8 protein-coding genes are annotated in these 12924 nt (G+C 49.9%); 5 read left to right on the forward strand and 3 right to left on the reverse strand.

Annotation, left to right across the window (positions count from 1 at the left end; all coding sequences use genetic code 11):
- Position 1: 1 nt before the first annotated feature.
- Both AUL54_RS15190 and AUL54_RS15195 read left to right on the forward strand, forming a co-directional pair.
- Positions 2 to 7126: an amino acid adenylation domain-containing protein gene (locus tag AUL54_RS15190; protein WP_060964405.1), complete on the forward strand. Its 7125-nt coding sequence runs from the start codon at positions 2 to 4 to the stop codon at positions 7124 to 7126.
- An 18-nt stretch (positions 7127 to 7144) separates the two neighbouring features.
- On the forward strand, positions 7145 to 7360 hold the full coding sequence (locus AUL54_RS15195; protein WP_060964406.1) for an MbtH family protein: 216 nt from the start codon (positions 7145 to 7147) through the stop codon (positions 7358 to 7360).
- Positions 7361 to 7411: 51 nt separating this feature from the next.
- Here the strand turns inward: AUL54_RS15195 and AUL54_RS15200 are convergent, their stop codons facing one another.
- The 3 genes from AUL54_RS15200 to AUL54_RS15210 form a co-directional block, all read right to left on the reverse strand.
- Positions 7412 to 8089: a YukJ family protein gene (locus AUL54_RS15200; RefSeq protein WP_060964407.1), complete on the reverse strand. Its 678-nt coding sequence runs from the start codon at positions 8087 to 8089 to the stop codon at positions 7412 to 7414.
- A gap of 116 nt (positions 8090 to 8205) precedes the next feature.
- A complete protein-coding gene (gene ald / locus AUL54_RS15205; RefSeq protein WP_060964408.1) occupies positions 8206 to 9336 on the reverse strand; it encodes an alanine dehydrogenase in 1131 nt (376 codons plus the stop codon).
- Between the two features lie 103 nt (positions 9337 to 9439).
- Positions 9440 to 10669, reverse strand: a complete 1230-nt coding sequence (locus AUL54_RS15210) for a sporulation transcriptional activator AdeR (protein ID WP_060964409.1) — start codon at positions 10667 to 10669, stop codon at positions 9440 to 9442.
- Positions 10670 to 10984: 315 nt separating this feature from the next.
- Between AUL54_RS15210 and AUL54_RS15215 the strand changes: the two genes are divergently transcribed.
- From AUL54_RS15215 to essB, 3 genes are all read left to right on the forward strand, one after another.
- Complete coding sequence (locus AUL54_RS15215; protein WP_003152013.1) at positions 10985 to 11278, forward strand: WXG100 family type VII secretion target; 294 nt, start codon at positions 10985 to 10987, stop codon at positions 11276 to 11278.
- 74 nt (positions 11279 to 11352) lie between these two features.
- Positions 11353 to 11592, forward strand: a complete 240-nt coding sequence (locus AUL54_RS15220) for an ESX secretion system protein YukD (protein WP_016938101.1) — start codon at positions 11353 to 11355, stop codon at positions 11590 to 11592.
- A 14-nt stretch (positions 11593 to 11606) separates the two neighbouring features.
- A complete protein-coding gene (essB, locus tag AUL54_RS15225) occupies positions 11607 to 12890 on the forward strand; it encodes a type VII secretion protein EssB (RefSeq protein WP_060964410.1) in 1284 nt (427 codons plus the stop codon).
- Positions 12891 to 12924: the final 34 nt, after the last annotated feature.

Here is a 12924-nt window from a genome sequence, read left to right on the forward strand (position 1 = left end):
AATGCATGATACACAACAGCTGCCTCTGACAGGCGCACAGGCCGGTATCTGGTTTGCGCAGCAGCTTGATCCTGATAATCCGATTTACAATACAGGCGAGTATGTTGAGATAAATGGCGCGCTCGATGTGAACATATTTAAAACGGCTCTTGAACGTGTGCTGACTGAAGCTGGATCATTACACGCCCGCTTCACAGAGGGAACAGACGGACCGAGACAGACGATCGTTCAAACTTGTGAGGCAACGATTGATGTCATAGATGTGAGTGCAGCGGCTGATCCGAAGCAGGCCGCACTCAGAATCATGCAGACTGATTTGGCTGAGCCTGTTGATATGGCGGCCGGGCCCTTGTACCGCGACATTTTATTCCAAGCCGGACTGGAACGCTTTTTCTGGTATCAGCGCATTCACCACATCGCGATAGACGGCTACGGTTTTTCACTGCTGGCACGGCGTACGGCGCAGTTGTACACCGCAATACGGGAGGGACGTCCGGATAACGGGCGCTCCTTCGGTTCTTTGGAGGATCTGGTAAAAGAAGATCAAGAGTACCGCGCGTCTGATCAATTCCTGAAAGATCGGGAATTTTGGATGGGGAAATTTGCAGATGAACCTGATGTCGTCAGTTTGGCAGAAAGAGCGCCGAGAACGTCAGCAAGCTTTCACAGGAGCACGGCTTATCTTTCTGAAACGGCTTTACAGCATGTGAAATCGATTCCGAACTGGCATGAGGCGATCACGGCCGCGGTAGCTGTATATGTTCATCGGATGACAAGCGCCGGGGATATCGTGCTCGGTTTGCCGATGATGGGACGGATCGGCTCGATTTCACTGAATATTCCGAGTATGGTGATGAATCTGCTGCCTTTGCGGCTTTCTCTCCGCCCGGATATGAGTTTTCACGAGACGGTCAGCCAAGTGGCAAAAGAAATCCGAAGCATCCGGCGTCATCAGAAATATCGCCATGAAGACCTGCGCCGCGATCTTAAATTATTAGGAGAAAACCGCAGGCTGTTCGGTCCGCAAGTCAATGTGATGCCGTTTGATTACGCGCTTGATTTCGCCGGAGCGCGGGGAGCCGTTCATAACTTATCAGCAGGGCCCGTTGATGATTTGTCAATTAACGTTTACGACAGAGCCGACGGCAGCGGATTGCGTGTGGACTTTGATGCGAATCCGGAAGTGTACAGCGCCGAAGATATTGAAAACCATCAAAAACGCTTCCTGCTGCTGCTGGAATCAGCTGTGAAAGACCAGACACAAAAAATCGGCACACTCAATCTTCTGCTTGAAAACGAACGTCTCCGCGTGCTGAAAAGCTGGAATGACAAGTGCAGACCTGAAAGGCAGAAAAGTCTCCCGGAGCTGTTTTACGACCAGGCCGTAAAAACACCGCACCGCCCGGCAATCATCACGGAAAACGAAGAGCTCACCTATGCCGAATTGAACAAGCGCGCGAACCAGCTTGCCGGCATGTTAAAGCAAAAAGGGCTCGGGCCGGAACAATTTGCCGCTTTACTGCTTCCGCGGTCACAGGATTTGGCCGTGAGCATGCTTGCCGTTTTGAAAACGGGAGCCGCGTACCTGCCGCTTGATCCTGATTTTCCTTCTGAGCGGATCACATACATGCTCAAAGATGCACAGCCTGTCTGTCTGATTACAACGATGGAATTATTGGGCCGCATGCCGGAAGACAGTGATGCAAAAACGATCATTCTCGATGACCCGGATACGGTAAAAAACATTGCCGGTCAAAATGCTGACGGTCCTGTTCAGGCGGAATGTTCACCTTTAAACCCTGCTTATATCATTTATACTTCGGGCTCAACGGGCAGACCGAAAGGCGTTGTCGTGACATTAAAAAGCGTAAGCAATTTTCTCTTATCCATGCGGGAAATGTTCCCGCTCGGCGGACAAGACCGCCTGCTCGCCGTTACGACTGCGGCGTTTGATATTTCAGGACTTGAGCTCTTCCTTCCGCTCATCAGCGGGGCGGGGTGCGTCATTGCCCGAAAAGAGACGATTCAGGAGCCGCAGGCGCTTGCACACATGATTCACTCATACGGTATTTCAATTATGCAGGCAACGCCGACATTATGGCATTCATTAGTCACAAATGAACCGGATTCACTTAGGTCGCTGCAGGTGCTTGTCGGAGGTGAGGCGCTCCCGAAAGCGTTAATGCATGCCCTGCTTGAATTAGGCTGTACGGTGACGAATCTGTACGGGCCGACTGAAACAACAATCTGGTCGGCCGCACAGCCGCTTGCAAAAGGCTATACAGGGGCGCCCCCGATCGGAACGCCGATTTGGAACACGCGGGTATATGTGCTGGATGCCGCATTGCAGCCCGTCCCGCCGGGAGTTGCGGGTGAGCTTTATATCGCGGGCGAGGGGCTTGCCAGAGGCTATTTTAACAGGCCAGATTTAACAGCTGAAAGATTCATTGCCGACCCGTACGGCCCCGCAGGTGCGAGAATGTACCGGACGGGGGATCTCGTACGCTGGCGTGAGGACGGTTCACTTGATTATATCAGCAGAGCCGATCATCAAATTAAAATCCGCGGGTTCAGGATAGAATTAGGGGAAATTGAGACGGTGCTGTCGAACTATCCGGGTATTTCGCAGGCCGCTGTCATTGTCCGTGAAGATCAGCCGGGAGACAAGCGGCTGGCGGCTTATGCTGTCGCGGATCACCCCCTTGATATCGGCGGCCTTCGTGCATATATGGGCGAAAGCCTGCCGGATTATATGGTGCCGGGCGCATTTGTACAGCTGGAGGAACTGCCGCTGACACCGAATAAGAAGCTCGACCGCAATGCTCTGCCTGCACCTGATTTTTCCGCTGTCCTGAGTGACAGGGGGCCGCGGACGCCGCAGGAAGAAATATTATGCGATCTGTTTGCCGAGGTTCTCGGTCTCGCACGGGTCGGAATTGATGACGGATTCTTTGAACTGGGCGGCCATTCACTCTTAGCGGGACGCCTGATGAGCCGGATCCGGGAGACGATGGGCGCAGAGCTGGGCATCGGCCGTCTGTTTGATACGCCGACGGTTGCCGGGCTCGCCGCACAGCTGGACACTGCAAAGAACGCGCGGCCAAAGCTCAAGCCGTTTGCCCGGCCGCAGCATATCCCGCTGTCATTCGCGCAGCTGCGTCTGTGGTTTCTCTACTGCCTTGAAGGTCCGAGCCCGACTTACAACATTCCGGTGATTGTCCGTATGTCAGGAAAGCTTAACCAAACAGCGTTGAAACACGCCTTTTACGATGTTGTCAGCCGCCATGAAAGCCTGCGCACCGTTTTTCCGGAAAATAAGGGCTCGGCTCATCAGCTCATTTTGCCTGCTGAAGAAGCCCGTCCCGTGTTTACAGTGACACATGCAGACGAAAACGAGCTTCGAGACATGCTTGCCGCTGCGGCACGCTACCGGTTTGATCTCGCAAAAGAGCCGGCCGTACGGGCTGAGCTGTTTGATCTTGGTGACGGCGAATATGCGCTGATGGTTCTTCTGCATCACATCGCAGGTGACGGCTGGTCCTTGAATCCGCTTATGCGTGACTTATCCGCGGCCTATATCGCCCGCCAAACAGGCAAAAAAGCAGAATGGCCGCCGCTAGCGGTTCAATATGCGGATTATGCGCTTTGGCAGCAGCAGCTTTTAGGAAGCGTATCTGATTCTGAGAGCTTAATAGCGCGCCAGCTGAATTTCTGGAAGAAAACACTTGAAAATGTACCGGATCAGCTGGAGCTGCCGTCTGATTTTCCGCGACCCGCCGAATCAAGCTACAGAGGGGGCGTCATTCCGGTCAAAATCGGCCAAGAGCTTCATACCCGTCTTCTCTCACTTGCCAGAAATCAGCGCGTAAGCCTGTTTATGGCGCTTCAATCAGGGCTTTCCGCACTGCTGACTCGGCTCGGGGCCGGAACCGATATTCCGATCGGCAGCCCGATAGCCGGCCGCAGTGATGACGCACTGGGCGACCTTGTGGGCATGTTCATTAATACTCTCGTGCTGAGAACCGATACCTCAGGCGATCCAAGCTTTTGTGAGCTTCTTGAAAGGGTCCGGACGATAAATCTCGCCGCATATGAACATCAGGACGTGCCGTTTGAACGTCTCGTGGAGGAATTGAATCCGGTTCGTTCCCGGTCAAGACATCCGCTGTTCCAAGTGATGCTCGCATTCCAAAATACGCCTGATCCTGTACTCAGCCTTCCGGACATGGAAACAAGCCTGCAAATCAGCAGCGTCGGAGCGTCCAAATTTGATTTGACACTGGAATTGGCCGAGCAGCGCCATGACGACGGGACGCCTGCCGGTATTGAAGGTCTTTTGGAATTCAGCACGGACCTATTTAAAAAAGAAACGGCTGAAGCACTTGCGGGACGTCTGCTTCTTCTGCTCGAAGATGCCGCATCGCATCCGGAAAAGCCGATCAGAAGCTTAACGATTCTTTCTGATGAAGAGCGCCGAAAGCTATTGCCGGTTAAACGGAATAAACAGCACACTCAGCCTCGAAAGACACTGCCTGAACTGTTTGAAAGACAGGCCGCCGAAAAACCGGATGAAACGGCGGCCGTATATAAAGAGAGCCGGCTCACTTATAAAGAGCTGAATCAAAAAGCCAATCAGCTCGCACATATGATGCTCGCCCGCGGCGTCGGCCCGGAGCAGTTTGTCGCGCTGGCCCTGCCGCGCTCTTTAGATACGATTGTCGGGCTGTTAGCCGTCCTGAAAACGGGAGCTGCGTATTTGCCGCTTGATCCCGATTATCCGTCGGACCGCATCGCTTTTATGTTACAGGATGCCAAGCCTGTATTTATGCTTACCAATTGTGAAGGCGCAAGTAAGTTTCCTGCCGATAGCGGTATGCCGTCCTTCATTTTGGATGACCCGCAGAAAAAAGAAACACTTGAGCAATATGCCGTCACGAATCCGACTGACGCAGACAGGATTTGTCCGCTGTCACCGCTTCATCCGGCTTACGTCATTTACACGTCGGGATCGACCGGTGTGCCGAAAGGGGTCATCATCCCGCACAGCAATGTCATCCGGCTGTTTGAGTCGACACAGCACTGGTACCGCTTTAATTCTGATGATGTATGGACGATGTTTCACTCTTACGCATTCGATTTCTCTGTCTGGGAAATGTGGGGGCCTTTGCTTCACGGAGGTCGTCTCATTGTCGTGCCGCATGACATCAGCAGATCGCCGGAAGCGTTTCTGGATCTTCTCGTGAAAGAGCGGGTGACCGTGCTTAACCAAACGCCGTCAGCGTTTTACCAGTTGATGCATGCGGAAAAAGAAAACGAAGAGCTGGGGCGCAAGCTTGCACTTCGATATATCATCTTCGGCGGCGAGGCGCTTGAGCTGGGCCGGCTTGAAGATTGGTACAGCCGCCATCCGGATGATAAGCCGGTGCTCATAAATATGTACGGCATTACGGAAACGACGGTGCACGTCAGTTATCTTGAATTAGACAAAAATATTGCGGAACTGAAGGCAAACAGCCTCATCGGCTGCGGCATTCCTGATCTGAACGTATATGTGCTTGATGACCGGCTTGAGCCTGTGCCTCCGGGCATAACAGGCGAAATGTATGTTGCAGGGGAAGGGGTGGCACGCGGTTACTTAGGGCGGCAAAGCCTGACCGCGGAACGCTTTGTGGCTGATCCGTACGGCCCGCCGGGAACGAGAATGTACCGGACGGGGGACTTAGCCCGCCTGCGGACGGACGGTTCTCTTGATTATATGGGAAGGGCGGATCATCAGATAAAAATCCGCGGATTCCGGATTGAACTGGGAGAAATCGAGGCGGTTCTCGTCAAACATCCGGGAGTTGAGGACGCGGCCGCAGTCGTCCGTGAAGACCGGCCGGGAGACAAACGGATCGCCGCTTACCTTGTCCGCTCTGACAGCAGCTTAGATACGGGAGAGATTCGCCGGTTTGCCGGAGAAAGCCTGCCGGATTATATGGTTCCGTCTGCTTTTGTCCAAATGGATGAACTGCCGCTGACACCGAATGGAAAGCTTGACCGAAAAGCGCTCCCTGCGCCTGACTTCCAAATGGAGGTCTCCGGCCGGGGACCGAGAACACCTCAGGAAGAAATGCTGTGTGAGCTGTTCGCAGAGGTGCTGCACCTGCCGCGTGTCGGTATTGATGACAGATTCTTTGATTTAGGCGGCCATTCTTTGCTTGCGGTCCATTTAATGAGCCGTATTCGGGAAGCGATGGGAGCCGAGCTCAGTATCGGAACATTATTCGAAGCTCCTACGGTGGCAAGTCTTGCTGAAAGGCTTGAGACGGGCACAGGGACAAGCGCGCTTGATGTTCTTCTGCCGCTCAGAACAGCCGGAGAAGAAACACCGCTGTTTTGTGTCCATCCTGCCGGCGGTCTCAGCTGGTGTTATGCCGGGCTGATGTCTTCTTTAGAAGCCGATTATCCGATATACGGTTTACAGGCGAGAGGCATCGGAAAAAAAGAACCGCTTCCCGCAAGCCTTGATGACATGGCGGCGGATTATATTGAAAAGATCCGCACCGTGCAGCCGAAAGGGCCGTACCGTCTGCTCGGCTGGTCTCTCGGGGGAAATGTCATTCAGGCCATGGCGACACAATTACAGAGCCGGGGCGAGGAGGTTTCGCTTTTGGTAATGCTTGACGCGTACCCGAATCATTTTCTGCCGATAAAAAATGCGCCTGATGACGAGGAAGCCGTCATTGCGCTGCTTGCCCTGGGAGGGTACGACCCGGACAGCCTCGGGGATCAGCCGCTTGATTTTGACACCGCGCTGACCATTCTCCGCCGTGAGGGAAGCGCATTAGCCAGTCTGGACGAGTCGGTGATGATGAACCTGAAAGACACGTACATTAATTCTGTCGGGCTGTTAGGAACATACAAGCCGAAGCCGTTCCATGGAGATGTACTGTTCTTCAGATCCACGATTATTCCGGAGTGGTTTGACCCGATTGAGCCGGATACTTGGAAACCGTATATTACGGGAAAAATCGAGCGGTATGATTTAGACTGCCGCCATAAGGATATGTGCCAGCCGGGACCGCTTGCCGACATCGGCGCGATTCTGGCAGAGAAATTAAACGGACGGCGTACAGTCCGGTAAAGAAAGGATCAATCTGCTATGACAAATCCATTTGAACGGGAAGACAGCTTATATCATGTCCTAGTCAATGCTGAAGGCCAGTACTCACTGTGGCCGGCCTATCTGGATGTGCCGGACGGCTGGGAAACCCGCCTGATGAATGAAAACCGCTCCGTTTGTCTCGAATATATTGAAACAAACTGGCGTGATATGAGGCCGGAAAGCCTGAAACAGGCCGAAGCCGCTAAGATGTAATAAAAAAAGCCTGCCGCTATTTCGGCAGGCTTTTTATATTTTATACGGACATCAGCTGTTAAGCTGTGTATGATCACAAAATGTATAAGGGTGGCCTTCTTCATTCGTGCACCATGACTGAGACAGAAAAGCCAAAAAGACCGCGGCCCACTGGTCTGCAAACTGGATTAAAATACCGCCGTCGTGCCACGTTCCGTTATCCTTCTTCCAGCGTGTGTCAATTGGATTTCCCTGATTCATATGAATATTATGCATGCCGTTTGTCGGTTTGAACCCGAAAATCTTGTCAGCGCCCGGCTCCGGTCCGAATTTAGAGCCGTAAATATAGACAACGGCTTTTTCTGCTTTGGCTTTTTGCATATACGTCTCAATAAAATCATTTAAGTCATTATCAGGCCCGGTGACTTCATGCGGGAGCGGCACCATGTTCCGGGGATCAAATAATCCGCCGCGGACATAATCCAGCGCCAGCTCACGGCTCGTTTCATCAATTGGGGTGTACCCATACGGTATGTTCGGCAGCAGGGTGATCGCGCTTGCGTCAAAATGATCGCGCGCCGCATACAGAACCTCTGATTCTTTTGAACTTGACATGACATTGATCGCACAGCGATAGTGCGTATCAGGCTCGCCTAACACCTCGACTTGAAAATGCGGAGAATCATCATCTGTTTCCCTTCTCATATCTAACACAATGCCTTTTAATACACCATATTGCTGAACAGCCATATGAATCCTCCTTTTTCTTCCGGATATGAATTGATATTCGAGACAGGTGTCCGTTTTTCCTTTTATGAGAAAGAAAAAAGGACAGCCCGCTGATCAGGCTGTCCTCTTCATATCTATTAAGCTTTTGCAGCTGAACCTTGCATCGCTTTTTCAGCAGGCACGTAGTCATAGCCTAAGTCTTTGGCTACCGCTTCATACGTGACATGTCCGTTAGCCGTATTCAGCCCCGCTTTAAGCGCCGGGCTCTCGGCAATGGCTTTCGCCGCGCCTTTATTGGCGATTTCAAGCGCGTAAGGAACGGTCACATTCGTTAATGCGAGCGTAGATGTACGCGGTACGGCGCCCGGCATATTGGCGACAGCGTAATGAACGACGCCGTGTTTTTCGTAAGTCGGATTATCGTGTGTTGTAATATGATCAACGGTTTCCACAATGCCGCCCTGATCAATGGCAACATCAACAATGACGGAACCCGGTTTCATCTGTTTGACCATTTCTTCGGTAACGAGAGTCGGCGCTTTGGCTCCCGGGATGAGTACGGCACAGATCAGAAGATCCGCTTCCGCGACAGAGTCTGCAATATTTACAGGGTTTGAGATCAGTGTTTTAATCTGATGCCCGAAAATATCATCAAGCTGACGCAGGCGGTCTGCGTTCAAATCGATCATCGTCACATCGGCACCGAGTCCGACAGCCATTTTCGCGGCATTTGTTCCGACGCCGCCCCCTCCGATGATCGTGACTTTCCCGCGGGATACACCCGGTACGCCGGCTAATAAAATTCCTTTTCCGCCCTTTGGTTTTTCAAGGAACTGAGCACCGATCTGAGCGGCCATTCTTCCGGCCACTTCAGACATCGGCGTAAGCAGCGGAAGTGAACGTCCGTCCGTTACCGTTTCGTACGCAATAGCTGTCACGCCTTTTTCTGTAAGCGCTTTAGCTAATTCCGGCTCTGCGGCTAAATGAAGGTAAGTGAATAAGATCAGGCCCTGACGGAAATACGCATACTCCTCAGCCAGCGGTTCTTTTACCTTCATGACCATTTCCGCATCCCATACTTGCTTTCTGTCTTCCAGAATTTCCGCGCCTGCAGATACATAATCTTCATTAATAAAACCGCTTCCGAGTCCCGCTCCGGATTCCACAAGAACCCGATGGCCGTTTCCGATAAGCTGTGAAACGCCTCCAGGTGTTAATGCCACTCGATTTTCATTGTTTTTGATTTCTTTTGGAACCCCGATAATCATGTCTGTTTCCCCCAATGTTTGTGTGATGCTTCAAGTGTAGCGCGATTTTTTCGAAAATTCTTTGTTTGAAACAGAAAATAAAAAAACACGGATTTGTGAAATTTCACGAACCCATGCTGCGAAGCTTGATATCAAGGTAAATCGTAAACTTTTCATTCACGTTTTTTAAGTCGATTTCTGCGATCTGGCTGATTCTCTTCAGCCTGTAATTCAATGTATTGACATGAATGTTAAGCGCTTTAGCGGCGGTGTTGACGTTGCTGTCGGCATCAATGAAATGTTCGAGCGTTTTTACCATATCGGCCTGATGCTCTCTGTCATACTGCTCAAGCTTTGACAGGGAATAGTTCATATAGCCGCTGTGCTTACGTTTTTCATCCAACACATCAAGGTACTGATAAATGCCGAGTTCAGAAAAGCTGAAAAGGTGTTTGGTTTCTCTCACAAACCGTTCTTTCGCTTTTAACACGGAGAGCGCTTCCTGGTAGGAGCGGTAAACGTAAGAAATTGATTCGTAAATACCGCCGATAGCAATCGACGCATCCTCAATTTTATATCGTTCTTTCAGCTGTTTTTGAACATGGAGGGCGAATTGCTTTAAATCTTTAAAAGGCTGATCGGTTTTCGGCGCGGTTAATAGGATTAATTCATTTGAATCGACAGTCGCCAGCATGACATGAATCTGCTGTGTCGTTTCCTGCAAATATTGCAGCTGCTGTTCCGTCTTTTCAGTCAGCTCCTCATGCAAACGGATGATCATGACGCTGAACACGGACGGCAGCGCCATTCCGAGCTTATGAAATCCTTCGGCCATTTCGGCTTCCTGATAAATATGGCCGGTCAGCATTTTCCAAAAAAACTCCTGGCCCCGCTCTTCGATTTTCGTTTTGCGGATCTGCAGATGCAAAAGCTTGTTCCGCACCGCTTTGGCTGCCAGCTGAAGCGTCTTCAGATCCTCGTCATTGAGCTTTTTTTTGATCTCAAGCGCCCAAATAAATCCGAGAACCTGACTGTTTTTCCAGATGGAAATCGCCACGCGGTTGCTCAGGCCCACCTCGTCAATTTCTTTCACTTTGATCGGCTGGTCCGTTTTTAAAAGGGCCGGAATGGTTCCGTCTTTCCACAGTTTATTGATGACTTTTTCAGGCACCCTCCGCCCGATAATCGTTGACGTCCGGGCCGGATCTGTACAATCGCTGTGCGTGCTGTATGCAAGCAGTTTATGATTAACGTCTTCTATTGTAATGGGGCATTGAAGGACCTCGCTGATATGGTCGGCTACATCTTCAAGCCTGTCGAAACTGTACTTAAATGGATCTTTTGGATTGGTCATCTGTATCCCTACTTTTTCATAGCTTCATATCTTGATCTTACCATCTTGTTTTTCAGACTGAAAGGCATCTTTGAACGGAAATGAAATAGGAAAATAGGATCATTTGAAAAAATGGAAAAGAATAAGATAATCATACTATTTTATTTACAAAATGTGTAAATATGATGAAAAATCCAATATATCATAAGACTCATTTTGTAAAATTAAAACAGATTTGTTTGACTGTGCCGAATTGTTGTTTTTATAATAATGACGTTCAAAAAATAAGTGAATTAGCCCATATTTAGGCTGATGACACAGGAGGGTATAAGGAATATGTCTGGATTAATTCGTGTCACACCCGAAGAGCTAAGAGCGATGGCTAAGCAATATGGCGTTGAAAGTCAGGAAGTCATGAATCAGGTTGACCGCCTGAACCGCATGATTTCTGATTTGAAAGGCATGTGGGAAGGTGCTTCAAGTGAAGCATTCGCGGATCAATATGAGCAGCTGAAACCTTCATTTATTAAAATGTCTGAATTGCTTCAAGATGTGAATCATCAGCTCGATCAAACGGCAAATACGCTTGAGTCTACTGACCAAGATATCGCTAACCAAATTCGCGGATAATAAGATGAATGAAGAACGGAGCGCCTGATTCAATCAAGAAGACGGCGCTCTTTCTATGTAAGGGTGATATGAATATGTATATCGATATTACAATAGATTTAACACATTATAACGGCAGCGTCTTCGATCTCAGATTGTCAGATTACCATTCTGTGAAAAAAGTCATTGATATTGCCCGGCAGGCTCAGCAAGTATCCGTTCCGCCGCGTGAAGGCTATTGGATCAGAGTGGTCAATAAAGAAACGGTTTTTTCCGGAGAGCAAAAATTATCTGACTGCGGCATTACGAACGGAGACCGCCTTGAAATTTTATGAGAGGACATGGTGGAATGACAGGTCATAACAGATCTTATTTAGAAACAGAACTGGACGCCGTCCGGGAAGAAACCGAATCAGGCTTCACGTTCACCTTCCAGCGGGAAAAAGTCAAGCTTCTTGACGGGCTGGAAGCAAACGTGATTAAAGAGGCTGATCCTTTTTTTCAAAAAGAGGTTTCAGTCTCAGAAGACGAAGTAACCATAACGATCAGACCCCCTTCTTCTTACCAGGCTTTCCGCTATATAAAAGGAAAAGATAAAAAAAGCAGGTGGCAATTTGCCTACCGTCTCGTTCAAGCCGTGAAACAGCATAAGCTGAAACGGCTCAATCTGATTGCCGCCCCGGAAAATATCGTGTTTGATAAAGCGCTGACACCTTACTTTCTTCATTACGGCGTAAAGGAGAGCCTCCCGCCTTATGAAGAAGACAGAGAAAGGGTGTTAAAAGAGCTCAAAGCATGTGCGGCGCTTGCGGCTGACGGGGCTTTCACCTTCGAAGAATATTTGAAGTACAAGGAGACGCTTCAATTCTCTCCCGAGGTAAAAAGCGTGTTAGAAGCGGAAACGTTTGAAGAACTGGAAGAAACCATTCTAACCGTAATTGATTCCCTCGAAGCAAGGGACAAGACATACATAAAACTGCCGAAAAAGAAATGGAAAATCCAAAGATACGCCGGACTGGCGCTAGCCGTCCTCCTTGTGCCGGCACTTCTGTATTCCTTGTACGCACTGTTTTTCGCCCAGCCGAAGCAAGAGGCAATCACCGAAAGCAACCGCTATTTTTTAAATCAGCAGTACAGCAAAGTTATTGACACACTCGCCAAATACGATGCGGAAAGCCTTCCTGAATCGGTGCAGTACGAGCTTGCTTCTTCTTATGTGGCAGTTGAAAATCTGAGGGAAGAACAGCGGAAAAACATCGGAAATCTGGTCACCCTGCAATCAGATCCGAAGCACTTCCTTTATTGGATCGATATCGGGCGAGGGGAAAATGAAGAAGCCATCAATATCGGCCGGAATCTTGAGTACAACCCGTATATCTGGCTGGGGCTTACAAAATATAAGCAGCAATTATTGGCGGATGACAGTATGAAAGACGACGAAAAGCAGAAAGAACTGGACGCCGTGGAAAGCGAGCTGGAGAAGGCGAAAAAAGAGGCGGAGGAGCAGAAAAAAGAAGCGGACGAAAACACCGCTGAAGCTTCCGCAGGACAGGATAAAGACGGCAAAAAGGACGAAGCAAAGGATAACAAAGAGAGCGATAAGAAAGATGAGAAAAAAGATGAAAAAAAATAACCGCGTATATCAACAGGCCGCAGGTAACGATCAG

It is taken from the genome of Bacillus sp. SDLI1, from assembly GCF_001553895.1.
Taxonomy (GTDB): domain Bacteria; phylum Bacillota; class Bacilli; order Bacillales; family Bacillaceae; genus Bacillus; species Bacillus siamensis.